Consider the following 20,785-nt stretch of genomic DNA (forward strand, 5'->3'; position numbering starts at 1 on the left):
CTCCTCTTTGACCTGCCTCGTGCAAGCACCTTGCTGTAAGCTCCCGCCATGCCAGAACCCGACGACGCCTACGCCCTGGAGTTGATCAACATCAGCTGTACCTTTCACTCGCGCGACGATGCGGGCCAGCGTTATACGGCGGTGAGCGACACTACCTTGCGCATACGGGCCGGTGAATTCGTTTCGGTTGTCGGGCCTACAGGGTGCGGTAAATCCACGTTGCTCAATATTGGTGCCGGTTTGCTGGAGCCGTCTTCCGGCGAGGTTCGGGTGTTTGGCCAGCCGCTGGGCGGCATCAACACCCGCGCCGGCTACATGTTCCAGACCGAAGCTTTGATGCCATGGCGCAGCGCCATCGCCAATGTGATGATGGGATTGCAATACCGGGGCATTCCCGACGATGAAGCCCGCCGCCAGGCGCAGGCCTGGCTGGAACGTGTGGGCCTGGGCGAGTTCGGTGACCGCTATCCGCACCAGCTTTCGGGCGGCATGCGCAAACGCACCGCACTGGCCCAGGTGCTGGCACTGGACCCCGACATCATCCTGATGGACGAGCCGTTCAGTGCGCTGGATATTCAGACACGCCAGCTCATGGAAAACGAAGTGCTGGACCTGTGGGCTGCCAAGAAAAAGGCGGTGCTGTTCATCACGCACGATCTGGACGAAGCCATTGCCATGAGCGACAGGGTGGTGGTGCTGTCGGCTGGCCCCGGCACGCATCCCATCGGCGAATTCGCGATTGACCTGCCGCGCCCGCGTGACGTGGCGGAGGTGCGCAGCCAGCCGCGTTTTGTGGAGCTGCACAAACAGATCTGGGACGTGCTGCGCGATGAAGTGCTTAAAGGCTATGCACAGCAACTCAAGAAGGCAGCCTGATCATGTGGCGCCATCTCAAGCCCTCTGAAAGCAATCTCCGCGCATGGCAAGTCGGTTTGCTGGTATTCATTCTGATCGGCTGGCACCTGGCGTCGCGCGACCAGAAAATTGCTTTTTTCCTGGGCGAGCCGATCAAGGTGGCCGGCAAGATATGGAGCTGGTTCATGCCCTTTGGCTTCGGGCGGAGCGGCCTGTTCCCCGATGGACTGGCAGGCAACGCCGACATCTACCTTCATCTGGGCACCACCCTGCTGGAAACTGTGTTGGCCTTCGGCATAGGCACGGCGCTGGGCCTGGCCTGCGGGCTGTGGCTGGCCTTGGCCCCTACGGCCAGCGCGATCCTGGACCCTTACATCAAAGCCGCCAACTCGATGCCGCGGGTGATTCTGGCGCCGATCTTCTCGCTGTGGCTTGGCCTTGGCATCTGGAGCAAGGTAGCGCTGGCGGTCACGCTGGTATTTTTCATCGTGTTTTTCAATGTTTACCAGGGTGTGAAAGAGGTCAGCCCGGTGGTGCTGGCGAATGCCCGCATGCTGGGCGCCAACCAGCGCCAGCTGTTGCGCACGGTGTACCTGCCAAGCGCGACCAGCTGGGTGTTTTCCAGCCTGCATACCTCTGTGGGCCTGGCGTTTGTCGGAGCCGTCGTGGGTGAATACCTGGGGTCGGCGCGCGGAGTGGGCTACCTGATTTTGCAGGCCGAGGGCACGTTTGACGTGAACACGGTGTTTGCCGGCATCGTGGTGCTGACGGCGTTCGCCCTCGTGCTGGACGGCATTGTTGGCAAGCTGGAGAAGCGGCTCATGAAATGGCAGCCGCGCACCGGTGAGACAGAAAAACTCTGACGTTTTCCCTGTACCGCAACTCTTCCTGTCGTCCTACAGCCTGTGGCCGGGCGGCTCCTTAAAGTCGTGGCTGCCTGCACCGCTTCTGCCATGCGCAGCAGCGGCGAGCCGGCTTCACTCCAAGGACACACCATGAATCTTTCACTCAGCATCGGCCCCATCGTGTCGCTCATCGCGGGGATCCTTATCCTGCTGATACCGCGCCTGCTCAATTACATCGTGGCGATTTACCTGATCGTCATCGGCCTGATCGGGCTGTTCGGCAGCGGTTCGTTCAAGCTGTAGCAGCAGCCCGCAGTTGGTGACTGCTGAAGTGCGTGCTCCGGAGCGTCAACGTTTTTTGGACTTGACGACCGTCTTGGTATTGCTGCGTTTGGTCACTTTCGCGGAACTGCCGCGACTGCGGCTGGAGGCTGAGGCCTGGCTTTTGGAGGCGTGGCTTTTGACCGGAAGAAAAACCACCACCTGATGGCCCAGTTTGAAAGCGCTGGAAGTGCTGACATTGTTCCATTCGGCAACGCTGGCAGCGCTCAGGCCGTAGCGCTTGGCAATGGTCGCGACCGATTCGCCCTTGCGGGCCTTGACGGTGGTGCGGCGCGTCACGACTTCAGGAGCGAACGAGACCTGCGCGGTATCCGCAACGTGGCTGGTAACGTCGTTTTCAACCTTGGCTGAACGCGGCACCAGCAAGGTCGAACCGGCCTTGATGAGCATGCGCGGCGGTATGTTGTTGACGCTGCGCAGATCGGCTTCACTCATGCCGGTACGCCGCGCCGCTTCGGCCGGGTTCATGGTGCTGGGGGCTGACCAGGCGGTCCAGCTGGCGTATTGCCCCTGGGTGTAGGCCTCGAAATTACGTTGGAACACCGTAGCGTTATCCCAGGGAAGCAGGATCTGGGGCGTCCCCGCCGCAATGATGACGGGGCGGTGCGCCGAAGGGTTCAGTGCCTTGAAGTCTTCAATCTTGACGTCGGCAAGGCGTGCGGCCAGGGCCACATCAATGTCGCGTGTGATCAGCACCTGCTGAAAATAAGGGTGGTTTTCGATCAACGGCAGCTCGGTGCGAAATGCCTGGGGATTGGCCACAATGTTCTTGACGGCCTGCAGCTTGGGCACATAGAGCCGGGTTTCTGCCGGCATGTTCAGGTCGGTGTAGCTGGTGCCCAGTCCCGCTCTCTGGTTTTTGGCAATGGCGCGGCCCACACTGCCTTCACCCCAGTTATAGGCCGCCAGCGCCAGATGCCAGTCGCCAAACATGCCATGCAGCTTTTGCAGGTAGTCCAGCGCTGCTCGGGTGGAAGCCAGTACGTCGCGCCGGTCGTCACGGAAAGCATTTTGCTTCAGGTCGAAATATTTACCGGTGGCCGGCATGAACTGCCACATGCCGGCGGCTTTGGCGCTGGAAACGGCTTGCGGGTTAAAAGCGCTTTCGATGAACGGCAGCAGGGCCAGTTCCGTCGGCATCTGGCGGCGCTCGAGTTCTTCAACGATATGAAAAAGGTATTTGCTGGAGCGCTCGGTCATGCGCAGGATATAGTCCGGCCGGCTGGCATACCACTGCTCGCGATCCGTCACCAGCTCATTTTGCAGGTCGGGCATGGCGAAGCCGCGGCGAATACGGTCCCATAGTTCCTTGGGAGGTTCCGTGGAGGCGATCTGGTAAGAGCCGATCTGACCTGGTGTGATGGCTTGAAGCGGGCCGCCCGGCACTTGCGGTTTGGCGGTGGGGCTTGTTCCTGTTGTGAGGACCGGGTCACCCGGCATGCCGGGTGGCTGTGTGGCGCAGCCCGCTAGCAGCGTCGCCACAAGCAGAAACGCCAGCGGAACAATACGGAAATTGATGAGTTTGGGAAGAGGAGCGGCTGCAGTGGTTCGGTCGTGTGGCGTCATTTGAATTGGTTTTTCCACTGCCGGATGGCGGCAAATACGGTGTTGTCGTCTCGGGCCGACGCATCAAAGTGCCGGGCAGCAGCCATGATAGTGGGTTGGCGGGTCCGCAAGAAGGGGTTGATCAGCAATTCCTGGGCCACAGAGGTCGGCAAGGTCGGCTTTTCCTGGGTGCGAAGCGCAACGCATTGCGCCTGATACGCCGCCAGGTCGGTGTTTTCCGGCTCGACCGCCATGGCAAAGCGCAGATTGCTGAGTGTGTATTCATGGGTACAACAGACGACGGTGTTGCCGGGCAACGCAGCCAGCTTGTCGAGCGAGGTCAGCATTTGCGCCGGTGTACCCTCAAACAAACGTCCGCAGCCTCCCGAGAACAGCGTGTCGCCGCAAAACAGCAGCGGCCTGCCGTTCACCTCGGGCGTGTAGAAAGCAATGTGGCCTGCGGTATGGCCAGGTACATCAATCACCTGAAAATTAAGACCAAGGGCTTTCGCTGTGTCGCCACCGCTGAGGGGCGTGTATGGCCGCGGAATGTGTTCGGTGGCCGGGCCCCAGACCTGAGCACCTGTTGCCTCGCGAAGGGCATCTACGCCGCCTGTATGGTCTGCATGGTGATGCGTGACTAGAATCGACTCCAGTTGCAACGCATGCTGCTCCAGGGTGCGCTGCACCGGCCCGGCATCTCCCGGGTCCACGACCAGGGCGCGCCTGCCGTCATGCAACAACCAGAGGTAGTTGTCGTCAAAGGCAGGAATGGGAATCAAATACATACAGTGGTCTCAATGAGCTCTGAAATTATAGGTTTGACGGACTGGCTGAAGACCCCTCCCGGTGGCTATCTTCTGGACTGGGAGCGCGCGCATTTTGACCAGGCCGTCGGTGACGTTTTTGGTTACCACGCCCTGCAACTGGGCCTGCCGGAGCTCGACGCCCTGCAAGCCAATCGCATGCCGCACAAATGGCTGGCGCTGGATTCATTGCCGCCGCCATCTGAACCCGGAAAGTCCCCGGCTACAGATACGAGCGGCCGCACGGCCGCAAGTTCCCGGCGCGCGGCGCTCCTGACCGATGCGGGAGCACTTCCATTCCCGGAGAACAGCCTGGACCTGGTGGTATTGCCGCACACGCTCGAACTTAGCAGCGACCCGCATGCCAGCCTGCGCGAGGTGAGCCGGGTACTTGTTCCGGAAGGGCGGGTGGTCATCAGCGGCTTCAACCCGACCAGCTTGTGGGGGCTGCGCCAGCGCCGCGGCCACATCTACCAGCGTTGGGGGTATGACAACCTGTTTCTTCCCAAAACAGGCGAGTTCATCGGCTACTGGCGCCTTCGCGACTGGCTGAGGCTGCTGGACTTTGAGGTAGAGTCGGGGCGCTTCGGCTGCTACCGGCCGGCGCTCACAAGTCAGGCCTGGCTGGACCGGTTCGAGTGGATGGATGCGGCGGGGGAACGCTGGTGGCCAATTTTTGGCGCTGTTTATTTCCTCGCGGCGGTCAAGCGTGTACGGGGAGTCCGCTTGCTTGAGCCCGCCTGGAAGGCGCGAAGGGCGCCGGCGACGGCACCCGCCGCGATAGCCAACAAGGAGCCGCTCACCCGATCATCCCGCTCTCAGCCGCCTGCCTGATTTTCTTTAACCACCGGCTGCTCTTTGGAGCTTCCCGGGAGCATTTGTAACGCATGACCGACACACCAACAGGCACAACGCCACAACCACAACACGTCGTGATCTATACCGACGGCGCATGCAAGGGAAACCCCGGCCCCGGAGGTTGGGGGGCGCTGCTGGCAATGGGCGGCACCGAAAAAGAGCTATTTGGCGGCGAACTTGGCACTACCAACAACCGCATGGAAATGACTGCCGTCATCGAGGCGCTGGCGGCGCTGAAGCGGCCCTGCAGCGTGACGCTTTACCTGGACAGCGAATACGTACGCAAGGGCATTACCGAGTGGATTCACGGCTGGAAAGCCCGGGGCTGGCGTACAGCGGCCAAGGCGCCGGTCAAGAATGTGGATCTCTGGCAGCGCCTGGACGCCCTTGTCGTCTCCAGCGGCCACAAAATCGACTGGCGTTGGGTCAAGGGCCATGCCGGTGACCCCGGCAACGAGCGTGCCGACGCACTGGCCAACAAAGGCGTGGAACGCGCGCTCGGCCGCTTGTAACAAAGACCTGTCAGGGAGTCTGAAGCCGGGGTGGGAACATGTGCGCAAAACACGCACCAAACAGCCTTGGCCCACACAAAAAAACTGCGCCTTCCGGAACGCACCATAAGCGTACATAGCATCCGCACCGTTTTGCTCGCCCGCGCCGTTTGGTAAAGCCGTTGTAAAGCTACCGCGCTCACCCTGCGCAGAGGCCAGAAAAAGGCTGCGCGCGCCATGGTGTCCTGCTACATTGGAAGTTTGTATCTCTTTGTATAACAAGTTTTCCTCCCCATGGCATCAAAAGCAATTTACACAGCGGTCGCGGTAGCGGGCATAGCGGTCGCCTCGGGTGCTGCCTGGTGGCTGCAAAAACCCAAGGCGCAGGGCGGTGCGGCCGAGTCTTCTCCGGTTGCCTCGACGGGCCAGGGCGCCGGCAATGGCACCAACGGCGCCGCCGCTGGAAAACCGGTGACCGTGGAAGCCGCGAAGGTGGAACTCGCCAGACTGTCGGATGACACCTCGGCCGTGGGCAGTTTGCGTTCGCGCCGCGGCGTGGTCTTGCGCCCCGAGGTCAGCGGGCGCATCACCCAGCTCAATTTCACCGATGGCCAGCGTGTGCGCAAAGGCCAGGTTCTGGTGCAGTTCGACGACCAGTTGCCGTTGGCGCAGGTGCAGCAAAGCCAGGCCGAACTGTCGATCGCGCGGGCCAACCAGAAGCGCAACCAGGAACTGGTGGCGCAAAACTTCATCAGCCAGCGCTCGCTCGATGAAAGCGCCGCCAACCTGCAGGTGGCCGAGGCCAAGCTGTCGCTGGCCAAGGCCACGGCCGCGCGGCTGAAGATCGTCGCGCCATTTGACGGCATCGCCGGTATCCGGCTCGTGAACGTGGGCGACTACCTGAAAGACGGCGCGGACATCGTCAACATCGAGGACATCGAGGCCATCTTTGTCGATTTCCGGCTGCCCGAACGCTTCCAGAACAAGGTCAGGCGCGGCCAGACAGCTGTCCTCGACATCGACGCCTTGCCAGGGCGCAAATACAACGCGCAAATCCAGGCCATCGACCCGCTGATCGACGCCAATGGCCGCTCCATTGGCATCCGCGGCTGCATCGACAACCGCCAGCTGCAGCTGCGGCCCGGCATGTTCGCCCGGGTCAACACGGTGTTCGGCGTGCGCGAGAACGCGCGCGTGGTGCCCGAGGAAGCGATTGTCCCGCAGGGCGGCCGGCAGTTCGTCATCAAGCTGCTGGAAGGCCCGAACGAGCAGACCCGCACGACCAAGCGCGTGGAAGTCAAGGTCGGCCTGCGCAGCCCCGGCAAGGTCGAGATCCTCGAAGGCCTGGAGTCCGGCGACGTGGTGGTTGCGACCGGCCATCAGCGCGTGCAGCGTGACGGCACCGTGGTGGCCGTGGTGGATCTGGCCGCAAATGCTTCTGCCCGCGCGGGCAACGCAAAAGCTGCCGCTGCCGGTACTGCGCCCGCGGCAGCTGCCGCAACGGCCCCTGCGGCTGCGGCCACGCCGGCCAAAGCTGTGGCCGCCGCACCGCAAGCGCCGCCGGCAGGCCCCAACCCCTGTGGCGTGGTGGTGTCGGAGGCCCCAGGAGCCCTGGTGCCGGTGCGTAGCGTGGCCCCGGCCGAACGCCGCCCGGCCGGCCCGCCAGCGCGCGACCCCGCTTGAGCGGCAGCCGCGCCATAGCCCCCACAGGCCCTTATGCAACTCGCTGAAGTTTCCATACGCCGCCCGGTCTTTGCCACCGTGCTGTCCCTCCTCATCGTGCTGGTTGGCGCGGTGAGCTTCAACCGCCTTTCGGTGCGTGAGTATCCCAAGATCGATGAACCCGTTGTGACCGTGAGCGTGCGCTATGCAGGCGCATCCGCGGAGGTCATAGAAACGCAGGTGACCAAGCCGCTGGAAGATTCCATCGCAGGCATTGATGCTGTCGACGTCATCACCTCCATCAGCCGTGCCGACCAGGCGCAGATCAGCGTGCGTTTCAGGCTCGAAAAAGACGCTGACTCGGCTGCCGCTGAAGTACGCGACCGTACGTCGCGGGTGCGCAACCGGCTGCCTCAGGCGATTGAAGAGCCTGTGATCGCCAAGGTTGAGGCCGATGCCTTTCCGGTCATCCAGGTGGCTTTTTCCAGCGATTCACTGACGCCGCTGCAGATCAACGACCTGGTCAACCGCATCGTCAAGCCGCGCCTGCAGACCGTGACCGGCGTGGCCGACGTGCGCGTCTTTGGCGAGCGCAAGTACGCCATGCGCGTCTGGCTGGATACCGACAAGCTTGCCTCCTACAAGCTGACCACGCAGGACGTGGAAGACGCCATCAGCCGCAGCAACCTCGAGCTGCCGGCCGGCCGCATCGAGTCCCAGCAGCGCGAATTCAGCGTGACCTCGCAGACTGACCTCGTCAGGCCCGCGCAGTTTCGCGAGATCGTCATCAAGAATGTGAACGGCTTTTCCGTCAAGGTGCGTGACGTCGCGCGCGTGGAGGAGGGCGCGGCCGACGAGCGCACGGCGGTCAGGCTCAACGGCCGCTCCGCTGTGGCAGTCGGCGTCATCCGCCAGGCAACGGCCAACCCGCTGGACCTGTCCAGGGGTGTGCGGGAGGCCTTCCCCAAGCTGAAGGCCGACCTGCCGTCCGACATGCTGATTGACGTCGCCAACGACAACTCGGTGTTCATCGACCGTTCCGTGAACAACGTGTACCACACCATCGCCGAGGCGATTGTGCTGGTGGCCCTGGTGATCTTTGTGTTCCTGCGCACCCTGCGTGCCTCCATCATCCCCATCGTCACCATCCCGGTGAGCCTGATCGGCACCTTCGGCATGATGGCGCTGGCGGGCTTCACCATCAACACGCTGACCCTGCTGGCGCTGGTTCTGGCTATCGGCCTGGTGGTGGACGATGCCATCGTGATGCTGGAAAACATCTTCCGGCACATTGAGGAGGGCATGGACCCGTTCTCGGCCGGCATCAAGGGCGCGCGTGAGATCGGCTTTGCCGTGGTCACCATGACGGCCACGCTGGTAGCCGTGTATGCGCCGCTGGCGTTTACGCCGGGCCGCACCGGGCGGCTCTTCGTGGAGTTTGCCCTGGCGCTTGCCGGTGCGGTGGTGGTGTCGGGCTTTGTGGCGCTGACGCTGACGCCCATGATGTGCACCCAACTGCTCAAGCACAATCCCAAGCCCAATCGTTTTGACCGGTTCATGGAACGGGCGTTGACGTCGATCTCCGACCGCTACGGCTCAGTGCTGCGTTGGGTCGTCACCACACGTTACGTGCCCGTGGCGGAGGCTGACCCTGCCGGCCGGCCCTCGCTGGCCCAGCGGCTCAAAGGCATGGCCTTGCAGGCCCGCTGGCTTGTTATCGGCGTGATGGTGCTCAGTGCCCTGGCCATTGCACTGGTTTTCCCGAGCATGAAGCAGGAGCTTTCGCCCATTGAAGACCGCGGGGTAATTCTGGCCAACGTCAATGCCCCTGACGGCGCCACGCTGGACTACACCAACCGCTATGCCAGGGCGCTGGAAAAAATGGGTGAACCCTTTCCCGAGTTCGACCGTATTTTTGCCAACGTGGGCAACCCGACGGTGGCGCAGGCCAGCGTGGTGTACCGCACAGTCGACTGGGACAAGCGTACGCGCTCCACCATCGACATGGCACGCGAGCTGCAGCCCAAATTCAACGCACTGCCCGGTGTTACCGCCTTTCCGATCACACCGCCGTCCCTCGGGCAGGGCTTTCGCGAACGGCCGCTCAATTTTGTGATCCAGACCTCCGACAGTTACCAGAACCTGAACACCGTGGTGCGCCAGATGCTGGAAGAGATCGCCAAAAACCCCGGCATCGTCTCGCCCGACGTAGACCTGCGGCTGAACAAGCCAGAGCTGCGCATTGAGGTAGAGCGGGACAAGGCGGCCGACCTCGGCGTCAGCGTCCAGGTTGTCGCGAAGGCCATCGAGACCCTGCTGGGCGGGCGCAACGTAACGCGCTACAAGCGCGATGCCGAGCAGTACGACGTGATCGTGCAGACCGAAGCCAGCGGCCGCACCACGCCTGAAGACATCGACCGCATTTATGTGCGGGGCCGCAACGACGCGATGATTCCGCTGTCGGCACTGGTGAAGGTGCGTGAAAGCGTGTCACCTCGCGAGTTGAACCATTTCGGCCAGCGTCGCTCGGTGTCCATCACGGCCAGCCTTGCGGGCGACTATTCGCTGGGCGAAGCGCTCAAGTTCATGGACCAGACCGCCGCCAAGGTGCTCAAGACCGGCTACAGCACCGACCTGAACGGCACCTCGCGCGAGTTCAGAAACTCGCAGGGCGCCCTGGCCATTGTGTTTGTATTGGCACTGGTGTTTATTTTCCTGGTGCTGGCCGCACAGTTTGAAAGTTTTATCGATCCGCTGGTCATCATGCTGTCGGTGCCGCTGTCCATGATCGGGGCCTTGCTGGCACTCAAATGGTCGGGCGGCTCTCTCAATGTGTATTCCCAAATTGGTCTGATCACGCTGGTTGGCCTGATCACCAAGCACGGCATCCTGATTGTGGAGTTCACCAACCAGTTGCGCGGGCAGGGCATGGAAATGATCGACGCGCTGGTCAAGGCGTCATCGCAGCGCCTTCGCCCCATCATGATGACGACTGGTGCCATGGTGCTGGGAGCCTTGCCGCTGGCCCTGGCCAAGGGCGCGGGTGCCGAAAGCCGCACGCAGATCGGCTGGGTTATCGTGGGGGGCATGTCGCTGGGCACTTTGCTCACTGTGTTTGTGGTGCCCACCATGTACACGCTGTTTGCCCGCAAGGCGGTCCCAGGGGCCAACAAGGCCATTGCCAGGGAGCAACCCGATGAACACCTTGAACACCCGGAGTACGTGGCGAAATGATCATGAGGAACCGCGTGCCCCAGGCCGGGTCCCTGGCATGCTGATGAGAAAACCGGTTTGACCGCAAACCCAGCGGGCCGAATCCGTACAGTTGCTTCTTTTCTCCTGATTCCGTTCCTGCTTGCGCTGGCCCATACGGCTTCTGCGCAAGCCCAGGAAGCGCCTGGAACGGGCGCATATGGCGTGCAGTTCTTCTGTTCACCGTCCCAGCTGGAGCGGCTCGGCCCCCACATGTTCCGATATCTCCAGCAGCTCGGCATTCCAGCCCGCCTGGTTCAGGAAACTGTCGACAAGCCGCGGGGCACCATGACGTATTCCCTGCTGGGCTCAGGCGCGGCCGTGAGCACCCTGTTTTTGGCGCAACGCCCGGAGCTGGCGATCAAGGACGAGGTAGTGCTGGTGCCGGTGAGAAACAACAAGACACGCAAGCTCAAGACGGTTTCCAAAAAAGAAATCCTGTTGGCCCTTTTGCACCCGGGCCGATTGACCGAATTCAGGGGAAAGGCTTGCGATGTGCAGGCATTGGCCGACCATGTCGGGATTCGCCAGAACACCGTGATCTGGGCAGAGGTGCTGGAATGGGGCTGGCCAGAGGGTGGCCCTGCCAAGTGGAATGCCCGCTATTGGATCAATGGAACGCCCAAGCTTCGTACCCCTTTGCACAAAGCCCTCAATGACATGTTTTTTGAGCAGGGGAAATACGAGATAGGCTGCTACGCCGCGACCAAGGTGGTATTCGCCCAGGGTGCACTGGATTACTTCCGCCGCGTCAAGAAGGACGTGGGCAGGGCGCAAGGCGTGGAGCGGCGATTACTGGCCGATGGTGAGCCGCTGGTTGACCTGGAACCCGGCCGTATGTGGAGTTTTGAAACGGATTTTGATCCGCTGGAGCTTGAACGGCCAGGCAAGGTCTTGCGCATGGTGGGCGGTGTTGCCGCCGGCAACTTTGTCCCGGGCGATTGGGCTTATTTTCTGAACACCGACCAGCGCACCAGCCAGAAAACGGGGTATGAAGGCTCCAATGCCATCTATCTGGGCGGCAACCGGTTTGACGACTATTACAACGACAACGACCACCACTACACCTACGAGGAAAAACTCAGTGAGGTCTATCAGTGGCGTCATGATGTTTTCAGCCGGCAGCGCGATGCCGCAAAAATACAGCACCTGGCCGCGCATGACTACGAACGCCTGAACGCAACGCCGGAAAACGGCGGCTTGCTGATGAGCTTTCGGGTTGTGCCCTATTTTTTCGGCTACGAAGACCTACCCCCGTTAACGGGCACCCGGAACGACTAGGGTCTGCCAGCGCCGTGCATTCAAGGGATTTACAGGGCGCCCTCAAACATGAGGACGTCAACCGGGTCCCCTGCAGCGACATTGCCCTGCGCATGGTGAAGCACCATCAGGCCGTTGGCCTCGGCCATGGAGCGCAAGACGCCCGAGCCCTGGCTGCCGGTGGTCCGGACCTCCAGGGAGCCGTCGGGCGCGGTGGATACCCAGCCGCGCTGGTATTCGGTACGCCCCGGTTTCTTGCGAATGGGCTCCAGGCTGCGTGCCTTGAGCAACGGCGCCGGCGCGGCGCTGGCGCCCATCATCTGGAGCAGGGCGGGGCGCACAAAGGCCAGGAACGTCACCATCACCGCAACGGGATTGCCGGGCAAGCCAAAAAGGATGGCGCCGTTGGGGTTGGGATTTGGGTATGAGTGTGGGGCGCTATCTTTTTCATAGCTGCTTGCGCCTGTAACTATTGGGTTAGAGGTCGATTTCTCTATTGAAATCCGTCCCACGGCCATGGGCCGGCCTGGCCGCATCGCAATGCGCCAGAAAGCCACGTCGCCCAGCTTCTTCATCATGGCCTTGGTGAAGTCTGCTTCGCCCACGCTGACACCGCCGGAGGTGATGACAGCGTCGGCCTCGGTTGCCGCGCGTTTGAATGCGGCCTCCAGAAGCGCCGGCTCGTCACGCACCACGCCCATGTCGATGACCTCGCAGCCCAGCCGGCTGAGCATGCCGAAGACGGTGTAGCGGTTGCTGTCATACACCGCGCCTTCGCGCGGTGCTTCGCCCAGCGACAAAATCTCATCGCCAGTGGAGAAGTAGGCCACCCGCAGCGGCCGCCAGGTGGCCAGTGTTTTAAGGCCCAAAGAGGCTGCAAGCCCAAGGCGGGCGGGCGTAATACGCTCACCTTTTAATAGCGCCGGCCGGCCTTGCATGAGGTCCTCGCCGCGCAGCCGGCGGTTGTCGCCGGGCCGGAGCAAACCCGACGGGATGCTGATGCGCGAGCCCTGGCCATCCTGGTGCAGGGTGACAAACTCCTGCGGCACCACGGTGTCCAGGCCGGAGGGCATGATGGCGCCGGTCATGATCTTGACGCACTGGCCTGGCCCGGCGCTGCCTTGCCAGGCTTTGCCCGCCAGCGCTGTTCCGTCGGCCACCTGCAGCTCGAGCGCCTTGCCTGCAGCCAACTGCCCACCATCGAAGGCATAACCGTCCATAGCAGAGTTGTCGTGCGGCGGCACGTCAAACGGCGAAACCACATCCTGGGCCAGCACCCGCCCGAAAGCCTCCATCAAGGGCAACTCGAGCTGCTCCTGCACCGGCATAACCAGCCGCGACAGGAAGTCCAATACCTGGTCGGCAGACAGGGCCTGGGGGTCGTAGCCTTGCAGCTCCGCGGCAATCTGGTCGAGTGTTTTCACGGCTGGCGGGATTCCAGCTGGTGCAGCTCGGCCAGTGTGTTGGCGTTGAAGAAGCTGCGGCTGTCGTCGCCGGGTTTGTCAAACGGCACGACGGCTGTTTTGTGCTGCGCCGTCCAGGCGTCTATCTTGCGGCCGCCACTGTGGGTGAAGCGCACCAGGCTTTCCAGCATGTGGGTACCCATGAGGCAAAACACCGGTTGGGGCCTGAGCTGCCCATCTTCTTCGGGCGCCGCCGCCACGGCAAAGTCAGCACCGTCCTGCGCAAGTGCTTCGGCAAGCCGTGCCACCAGGTCGTCGGGAAACAGCGGGGTGTCGCAGGGCACAGTCAACAGGTAAGGGGTTTCACAACGCTCCAGGCCCGTCAGGAATCCTGCCAGCGGCCCGGCAAACTCGCCCAGCCCGGTACTGTCGGGCCACACCGGAACGCCGAATGATTCATAAGCGGACAGGTTGCGGTTGGCATTGATCATCACGTCACCGACCTGGGGCGACAGCCGCATCAGCGTGTGCAGGGCGAGAGGAACGCCGTTGAAGTTCTGCAGGCCTTTGTCGACCCCGCCCATGCGCGAACCACGGCCACCGGCGAGGATCACGCCGGTGATGGCTTCGGCGTGGATGGGCATGGTGTTGTGGTCGTGGGTTGTCAAATCAGCCGCCTATGTAGCTCATCTCAACGCGCTTGGCGTTGTTTGAATCGGGTGTGCTGGTGTCAGCGGGCATCGCAGCGCGCAACTCCGAATAGCGGTCATCGCGCCCTTGCCAGATATGGGCCACAGCCGCCGCGATCTGGTCGTCGCCGTAGCCGCCGCGCAGCAGGGCGCGCAAGTCCTGGCCCTGGCTGGCAAACAGGCATAAAAACAGCTTGCCCTCGGTCGATAGCCTTGCCCGGTTGCAGTCGCTGCAAAAAGCCTGGGTCACGCTGCTGATCACGCCAATCTCGCCAGCGCCATCGGCATAACGCCAGCGCTCGGCGGTCTCACCAGCGTAGTTGGGGTCTATGGCTACCAAGGGAAATTCGGCGTTGAGGCGTTCCACCACCTGGGCTGAAGGCAGGACCTCGTCCATGCGCCAGCCGTTGGTGGCGCCCACGTCCATGTATTCGATGAAGCGCAACACCGCCCCGCTGTGGCGGAAATGCCGGGCCATGGGTACGATCTCGGCGTCGTTGGTGCCGCGTTTGACCACCATGTTGACCTTGAGCGGCGCCAGGCCAACCTTTTGCGCCACTTCGATGCCCTTGAGCACGTCGGCTACCGGAAAGTCCACATCGTTCATGCGACGGAAGATGGTGTCGTCCAGCGCATCAAGGCTCACGGTGACGCGCTGCAGTCCAGCATCCTTGAGGGATTGGGCTTTTTTGGCGAGCAGCGAGGCGTTGGTGGTCAGCGTGATGTCCAGCGGCTTGCCCTGCGGCGTTTGCAGCTTCGCCAGCATTTCGATCAGTATCTCCAGGTGCTTGCGCAGCAGCGGCTCGCCGCCCGTCAGCCGGATTTTCTCGACCCCATGAGCCACAAAAATCTTCGCCAGGCGCGTGATTTCCTCAAAACTCAGCAGCGAGGTTTGCGGCAGGAAAGCGTAGTCCTTGTCGAATACCTCGCGCGGCATGCAGTAGCTGCAGCGGAAATTGCAGCGATCCGTCACGCTGATGCGCAAATCCCGCAGCGGCCGGCCCAGCGTGTCGCTCAGCAGGCCCGTCGGGGCAGACAACCGGGCAGGGATATGCGGTACGCGGCTTGCGTAGCGAATATCTGCCAGCGGAATGATTTTGTCGGTCGTCATCGTGAGGAGCCCAAAGGGAGAATTTACCCCATTGGCCCGGCTGGGGCACTAAAACCAGGCCTTATCCCCAAAGAGGGATTGGCTCACCCCCGTCCAGGCTCACTTCGTGTAGCCCGTTCCCCCCTCAAGGGGGCGGCGCCTGGGGCCGGCGAAGCCGAAAAATTGGCACACCCCTATCGGGCTCACTTCGTGTAGCCCTTTTCCCCTTGCAGGGGACGGTGCCTGCGGCCCGGCAAAGCCGGTTCCGCGGCACCCATTGGTGAAATACCTCGCACTGGTTACGCACAGAACTCTTAAACCCAGCATGAGCCGCGGGACTGGCTTTGCCGGGCCGCAGGCACCGTCCCCTGCAAGGGGAAAAGGGCTACACGAAGTGAGCGACCGTGGGGGCTCTACACACACCGGGCGCCGTCTACTTCCAGGCATACACCGCTGATGAAGTCCGCTTCGTCGCTGGCCAGGTAAAGCGCGGCATTGGCCACATCCAGCGCGGTCGAAAAACGTCCCAGCGGAATGCTCGCGCGAAACTTCGCCTTGCGTTCTTCATCCAGCGGGCCACCCGCGAATTCGGCCGAGAGGCCTGTGTCGGGGTTGAATACCGGGTTGATGCAATTAACCCGGATGTTATCGGGGCCGAGCTCGGCCGCCAGCGACTTGGAGGTCGTGATGACGGCCCCCTTGGAGCCGTTGTACCAGGTCAGGCCAGGACGGGGGCGTACCCCCGCCGTCGACGCAATGTTGATGAAACTGCCCCCGCCTTGCTCGCGAAATACCGGCGTGGCGTGGATGGTAGCCAGGTAAATGCTCTTGACGTTGATGGCGTAGCACTTGTCGAAATCGTCTTCGCTGACATCAAGTGCTGGCTGGTTGCGGTGCGTCCAGCCGGCGTTGCTGACCATCACGTCGAGCCGGCCGTAGCGCTGCACAGCGGCAGCCACCAGCGCCTTGACCTCGGCGGACTTTGTGACGTCGGCGGCAAAGAACGAAGCTGTGCCGCCGGCCTTGACGATGGCAGCGACGACTTTCTCGCCCAGCGCCACATTGATGTCGTTGACGATGACCCTGGCGCCCTCGGCCGCCAGCCGCCGCGCGATGCCTTCCCCGATACCGCCTCCGGAGCCGGTCACGATGATGGATTTGTCCTTGACCCGCATGATTTTGTCTTTCTCGTAAAGGTTGCTGCCGGCGCACGCTGCCGTACGGTGGCGTGCGGCTTCCATTGCTTATTGTTGCTGATCACGGTGGTGCGGGTTTTCCCTCTGTCTCTCTCGCTTGACGGGATTCGTGAAACATGAAGTTACATCTACAATGCGCTTTATAAAAGGGAGGGATTTCATGAGTTATCAATTTGCCCGCACCGGTGCGGGTGCAGCCTTGTGTGCGCTGGTGCTTTTCGCGGGGACAGCGCACGCGCAACAATCCAGCAAGAACCTGGCACCCGGATTCTCGGAACGCGCAGCGGCCTCGAAGCTGGTTGTCGTGCCCGCAGACCTCGAGCTCTTTTCCATCGGTGCCGGCGGCGTGCAGGAGCCCAGGGCCGACTGGACCATGGCTGCCCAGAAAAACGTCAAGTCCGGTCTGGCTTCGAGCAAGCTCAAGTTGGGTTCTGACGTGATCGGGCTTGAAGAAAAAGACATGGACGAACTCGCGGACATCAACTCCCTGCACGGAGCTGTCGCGCAATCTGTTTTTCTGCACCACATGATTGGTGGTGTACTCAAGCTGCCCACCAAGAACGATGCCCTGAACTGGTCACTCGGAGATGCCGTCAAGCCTCTCAAGGACAAGACGGGGGCTGATTACGCCCTGTTCATCTGGATGCGCGACAGCTATGCCAGCAGCGAGCGCAAGGCCGCGATGATCGCCATGGCTGTGCTGGGCGTTGGGATTGCCGGGGGCGCGCAGATTGGCTATGCCTCGCTGGTCGATTTGAATAACGGGCGGATTGTCTGGTTCAATGATTTGCGCCGGGCCTCAGGTGACCTGAGGGAACCTGAGCCAGCCAAAGAAACCATCGAAGCCCTTCTCAAGGGCTTTCCGGTCGCCAGATGATGGGCATGCCGGCTGGCGGGCGCCGCGCTTTTTTGCGGTCGGCCTGCAAGCACTGCGTGGGCATGGGCGCCCTGTTGCCAGGCCTGTCAGCCTTTGGCCAGGAGAACCCTGCGGCTGCCTCCATCCCGCCTTTGCCCGCAGAGCGCTTTGCCCGCCCCGCGCTGGAAACGGATGAGGGCGGCCTGTGGGGAATGATGGACCGCGAGGAAACGCGCCTGCGGCGCAGTCCATTTACCGTACGTGACCCGCAACTGAGCCAATATCTGCAAGACTTGGTATGCCGTCTTGCGGGAGACCACTGCCCCGATATTCGTGTGCATGTGGTGCGTACGCCGCTCTTCAATGCCAGCATGGCGCCGAACGGCATGATGCAGGTCTGGACCGGCTTGCTGCTGCGCGCGGAGAATGAGGCGCAACTCGCTGCGGTACTGGGCCATGAAATCGGCCACTACATCGAACGGCACACGCTGGAGCGCCTGCGGGACCTGAGAAGCCGGGCCGCCTTTGCCCAGTTCATCGGCATGTTCGGCCTTGTCGGCGCCATTGGCCAGCTTGGTGCGCTGGCCGGCGCTTTCGCTTTTTCCCGGGACCACGAGACGCGGGCTGATCGTCTGGGCATGCGCCTCATGACCCGGGCGGGTTACGACGGCAGGCAGGCTGCGCAAGTGTGGGACAACCTGCTGGGCGAACTCAAGATCACGGGCGGTGAAGACGTTGGCAAACGCAGTCCCATGATGGCGACGCATCCCCCGCTGGAGACGCGCCGTGATGATCTGCTCCGCCTGGCAGGCGACGGCGGCGGTAAAACGGGTGCAGCGGAATATCAGCAGGTTATGTCCCGGCACCGCTTCGGGTGGCTGCAGGATGAAATCCGGCGTGGCCAGTTTGAAGAAAGCCTGGTGCTGTTCAATCGCCTGCTGTCGCGCAATCCCGAAGATGGCCAGGCGCTGTATGCGCGGGGTGAGGTGTATCGGTTGCGGGCAGGCAAGGAAGATCTTCAGGAGTCCCTGAACGACCTGACACGCGTGACCGCTCTTGAACAGGCTCCGGCCGAGGCTTTCAGGGCGCTCGGCCTGGTGCAAAAGCAGCGGACCGACACCGCCTCGGCCGTACAAGCCTTCGAAAAATACCTCACCGTCGCGCCTGAGGCAGCGGATGCGGGTCTTATTAAAAATTACATTGCGGAACTTAAACCATGAAAAAACTCCTGATCCTTCTTGCCTTCGCTTTCCTGTCGGGCTGCATGTCCATCACCAAGGTTGAAGGTGAGCAACTGGTCAATAACCGGCTGGCCGTCAAGGTGACCGACGCCTGGAACAAGGTTTCCCCTCCCGGCACCAAGCAGCCTTTTGACATGTGGACCCAGGAGGGGCTGACGCTTGACCATTTGCGCCTGTGGGCGGCCATCAAGCCAGGCCAGGCACTGCTGGTCAGGCCTGCAGGCAGTGTGCCGGCCGGGCAGAAGGCCGCCCGTGTTCCAACCTATCAGGCAGGTATGCCACTTGACCAACTGGTCAATCTTTTCGAAATCATGTATTCGGCCGACGGTTCCATCGTCAGCATGACCAAGGTTGAGCCCTCGGTATTTGCAGGTGAAAAAGGTGCGCGGTTTGAATTCGCCGTGACGAGAAAGGGTGATGACGTGCAGCTCAACGGTGTCGGCTGGATCAGCCAGCGAAACGGTGAATTATTTGCCGCCACTTTCCTCGCCCCCAAGCTTTCATTCTTCCCGCGGCTTTTGCCAAAAGCTGAAAGCGTTGTGAAGACGGCGCAAATCAAAGGCTGACAGCGCAGAGCCGCCATGGTGGCGGCTTGCAGGTGGGTCGTGAACCTGGCTGGGTGCCGCGGCTCAGCTCAGGTTAACCATGCCGTATGGCCACTGTTTTCAGCGTGGTGAAGCCATGCAAGGCCTCAAAGCCTTTTTCACGGCCGTAGCCCGATGACTTCACGCCGCCGAAAGGTAATTCCACACCACCGCCGGCGCCGTAGTTGTTGATGAACACCTGGCCGCTTTTGACTCGTTTGGCCATGCGGAACTGGCGTGCCCCATCGCGCGTCCAGATGCCGGCGACCAGGCCGAACTGCGTGGCATTGGCAAGTTCCACTGCGTGATCCTCGTTTTTGAAGCTCATCGCGCACAGCACCGGGCCAAACACTTCCTCCTGCGCCAGCCGGTGCATCACCGGCACGTCGCGCAGCAGGGTGGGGGCCTGGTAAAACCCGGTGTCGGGCGCCTCGTCGACGATCTGGCCCTGAGCCACCATGGGAATGTTGGCAACCTGCGCATCGCTTAAAAAGTCCCACACGCGCTGCTGCTGGTTTTGCCGGATCAACGGGCCGACGTCCAGGTCCATGGCGGCGGGGCCGACGCGCAGGTTTTCAAAGGCTTCGCCCAAGCGCAGCAGCAGGGGTTCGTAAATCGCCTGCTCCACCAGCAGACGCGAACCGGCCGAGCAGGTTTGCCCGGCGTTTTGCACGATGGCGTTGATGATGGCCGGGATGGCGGCATCCAGGTCGGCATCGGCAAACACGATTTGCGGACTTTTACCGCCCAGCTCCAGCGTAACGGGGCAATGGCGCTCGGCCGCCACCTGCTGGATCAGCGTGCCCACCGTGGGGCTGCCGGTAAAGCTGATGTGGTCTATGCCCTTGTGGCGGGCCAGCGCGTCGCCGACCTCATGGCCGTAGCCGGTCACGATGTTGATGGCGCCGGCCGGAAAACCCACTTCGGCCGCGAGTTGCGCCACGCGAATCAATGACAGACAGGCATCCTCTGCCGGCTTGACCACGCAGACGTTGCCTGCGGCCAGCGCGCCGCCCACGCTGCGGCCGAAGATCTGCATCGGGTAATTCCACGGAATCACATGGCCGGTGACGCCGTGTGGCTCGCGCCAGGTCATCACGCTGTAGCCGTCCAGGTAGGGAATGGTGTCGCCGTGCAGCTTGTCGCAGGCGCCGGCGTAAAACTCGAAATAGCGCACCAGTGCCGCCGCGTCGGCGCGTGCCTGTTTGGTGGGCTTGCCGCAGTCGCGCTGCTCGATCATGGCCAGTTCTTCGGCATGCTCGGCCACCTTGGCGGAAAGCCGCATCAGCAGCCGCCCGCGCTCGGCGGCGCTGAAGCGGCCCCACACCAGTTCCAGACATTCCCGGGCGCTCTTCACGGCAGTGTCAATGTCGTGCGCGTTGCTGCGCTGGATCTCGTCAAACACCTGCCCGTCGGACGGGTCGATCATCGGGATGGTTTTGCCTGAAGAAGATGCGACGGAGGTGTTGGCGATGTAGTTGAGTTGCATGGCGCTATTGTGCTGAATTTGCCCTTGGCCGGAGGTTACCTCCTCCCACGGGCAGAAATGGGCCATGAGGGCAGGCCGGTCCGCGAGGTAACGCTCCCCAAAACCGTGCGTTTGTCACAGCCTCAGCGTTGTGTCCCGGCCAATTTACAAATCCTTTGCTGCGCCAGGATTGGCATTTATGTAGGATTGAACCTACACATGCACCTTGCCAATTCCTGCAGGGAACGGTGCTCATGTTACGCAGCGGCCCGGCCGTATTGGCGTGACGACAGCGGCAGGCAGCCGGCAACTGCGGGTCCACATTTTTTGACGCATACCGCG

Annotated in this window: 18 protein-coding genes; 11 read left to right on the top strand and 7 right to left on the bottom strand. The window is 62.1% G+C overall.

What is annotated here, in order from left to right; translation table 11 throughout:
• Positions 1-48 precede the first annotated feature (48 nt).
• The 3 genes from AC1DY9_RS18145 (at position 49) to AC1DY9_RS18155 (ending at position 2,003) form a co-directional block, all read left to right on the top strand.
• Positions 49-876: an ABC transporter ATP-binding protein gene (locus tag AC1DY9_RS18145; protein ID WP_477667242.1), complete on the top strand. Its 828-nt coding sequence runs from the start codon at positions 49-51 to the stop codon at positions 874-876.
• Positions 877-878: 2 nt separating this feature from the next.
• Positions 879-1,718 (top strand): ABC transporter permease, encoded by an 840-nt coding sequence (locus AC1DY9_RS18150; protein WP_477667243.1) that lies wholly within the window; start codon positions 879-881, stop codon positions 1,716-1,718.
• A 132-nt stretch (positions 1,719-1,850) separates the two neighbouring features.
• On the top strand, positions 1,851-2,003 hold the full coding sequence (locus AC1DY9_RS18155; RefSeq protein ID WP_348050368.1) for a DUF3096 domain-containing protein: 153 nt from the start codon (positions 1,851-1,853) through the stop codon (positions 2,001-2,003).
• Positions 2,004-2,048: 45 nt separating this feature from the next.
• Here AC1DY9_RS18155 and AC1DY9_RS18160 read toward each other — a convergent pair whose 3' ends face one another.
• Both AC1DY9_RS18160 and gloB read right to left on the bottom strand, forming a co-directional pair.
• A complete protein-coding gene (locus tag AC1DY9_RS18160) occupies positions 2,049-3,608 on the bottom strand; it encodes a transglycosylase SLT domain-containing protein (RefSeq protein ID WP_457278633.1) in 1,560 nt (519 codons plus the stop codon).
• Positions 3,605-4,375 carry a hydroxyacylglutathione hydrolase gene (gene gloB, locus AC1DY9_RS18165; protein ID WP_457278632.1) on the bottom strand — a complete coding sequence of 257 codons (771 nt, stop codon included), beginning with the start codon at positions 4,373-4,375 and terminating at the stop codon, positions 3,605-3,607. Before gloB ends, AC1DY9_RS18160 begins: the two co-directional genes overlap by 4 nt.
• Before the next feature lie 12 nt (positions 4,376-4,387).
• Here gloB and AC1DY9_RS18170 point away from each other — a divergent pair, with 12 nt between their 5' ends.
• From AC1DY9_RS18170 to AC1DY9_RS18190, 5 genes are all read left to right on the top strand, one after another.
• Entirely contained in the window at positions 4,388-5,227 is an 840-nt protein-coding gene (locus tag AC1DY9_RS18170) for a class I SAM-dependent methyltransferase (RefSeq protein ID WP_477667244.1), read from the top strand.
• Between the two features lie 53 nt (positions 5,228-5,280).
• The gene (rnhA, locus tag AC1DY9_RS18175; RefSeq protein ID WP_457278630.1) at positions 5,281-5,763 is read left to right on the top strand and encodes a ribonuclease HI; all 483 of its coding nucleotides are present in this window, start codon (positions 5,281-5,283) and stop codon (positions 5,761-5,763) included.
• A 273-nt stretch (positions 5,764-6,036) separates the two neighbouring features.
• Positions 6,037-7,425 (top strand): efflux RND transporter periplasmic adaptor subunit, encoded by a 1,389-nt coding sequence (locus tag AC1DY9_RS18180; protein ID WP_477667245.1) that lies wholly within the window; start codon positions 6,037-6,039, stop codon positions 7,423-7,425.
• A 33-nt stretch (positions 7,426-7,458) separates the two neighbouring features.
• Complete coding sequence (locus AC1DY9_RS18185; protein WP_457278628.1) at positions 7,459-10,638, top strand: efflux RND transporter permease subunit; 3,180 nt, start codon at positions 7,459-7,461, stop codon at positions 10,636-10,638.
• Positions 10,639-10,695: 57 nt separating this feature from the next.
• Positions 10,696-11,937, top strand: a complete 1,242-nt coding sequence (locus AC1DY9_RS18190) for a hypothetical protein (RefSeq protein WP_457278627.1) — start codon at positions 10,696-10,698, stop codon at positions 11,935-11,937.
• Between the two features lie 29 nt (positions 11,938-11,966).
• Here the strand turns inward: AC1DY9_RS18190 and moeA are convergent, their stop codons facing one another.
• The 4 genes from moeA to AC1DY9_RS18210 form a co-directional block, all read right to left on the bottom strand.
• Complete coding sequence (moeA, locus tag AC1DY9_RS18195) at positions 11,967-13,340, bottom strand: molybdopterin molybdotransferase MoeA (RefSeq protein ID WP_457278626.1); 1,374 nt, start codon at positions 13,338-13,340, stop codon at positions 11,967-11,969.
• The gene (gene mobA / locus AC1DY9_RS18200) at positions 13,337-13,963 is read right to left on the bottom strand and encodes a molybdenum cofactor guanylyltransferase MobA (RefSeq protein WP_457278625.1); all 627 of its coding nucleotides are present in this window, start codon (positions 13,961-13,963) and stop codon (positions 13,337-13,339) included. Before mobA ends, moeA begins: the two co-directional genes overlap by 4 nt.
• A 25-nt stretch (positions 13,964-13,988) precedes the next feature.
• Positions 13,989-15,119: a GTP 3',8-cyclase MoaA gene (gene moaA / locus AC1DY9_RS18205; protein WP_457278624.1), complete on the bottom strand. Its 1,131-nt coding sequence runs from the start codon at positions 15,117-15,119 to the stop codon at positions 13,989-13,991.
• 392 nt (positions 15,120-15,511) lie between these two features.
• On the bottom strand, positions 15,512-16,273 hold the full coding sequence (locus AC1DY9_RS18210) for an SDR family oxidoreductase (protein ID WP_457279763.1): 762 nt from the start codon (positions 16,271-16,273) through the stop codon (positions 15,512-15,514).
• Between the two features lie 181 nt (positions 16,274-16,454).
• On the opposite strand from AC1DY9_RS18210, the gene AC1DY9_RS18215 reads away from it, so the two are divergent.
• The 3 genes from AC1DY9_RS18215 (at position 16,455) to AC1DY9_RS18225 (ending at position 18,957) form a co-directional block, all read left to right on the top strand.
• The gene (locus AC1DY9_RS18215; protein WP_457278623.1) at positions 16,455-17,171 is read left to right on the top strand and encodes a hypothetical protein; all 717 of its coding nucleotides are present in this window, start codon (positions 16,455-16,457) and stop codon (positions 17,169-17,171) included.
• Between the two features lie 62 nt (positions 17,172-17,233).
• Complete coding sequence (locus tag AC1DY9_RS18220) at positions 17,234-18,370, top strand: M48 family metalloprotease (RefSeq protein WP_457278622.1); 1,137 nt, start codon at positions 17,234-17,236, stop codon at positions 18,368-18,370.
• The gene (locus AC1DY9_RS18225) at positions 18,367-18,957 is read left to right on the top strand and encodes a hypothetical protein (RefSeq protein WP_457278621.1); all 591 of its coding nucleotides are present in this window, start codon (positions 18,367-18,369) and stop codon (positions 18,955-18,957) included. The genes AC1DY9_RS18220 and AC1DY9_RS18225 overlap by 4 nt, the downstream gene beginning before the upstream one ends.
• A gap of 73 nt (positions 18,958-19,030) precedes the next feature.
• Here the strand turns inward: AC1DY9_RS18225 and AC1DY9_RS18230 are convergent, their stop codons facing one another.
• The gene (locus tag AC1DY9_RS18230; RefSeq protein ID WP_477667246.1) at positions 19,031-20,464 is read right to left on the bottom strand and encodes an aldehyde dehydrogenase family protein; all 1,434 of its coding nucleotides are present in this window, start codon (positions 20,462-20,464) and stop codon (positions 19,031-19,033) included.
• Positions 20,465-20,785: the final 321 nt, after the last annotated feature.

The organism is Polaromonas sp. P1_F6 (assembly GCF_056405695.1).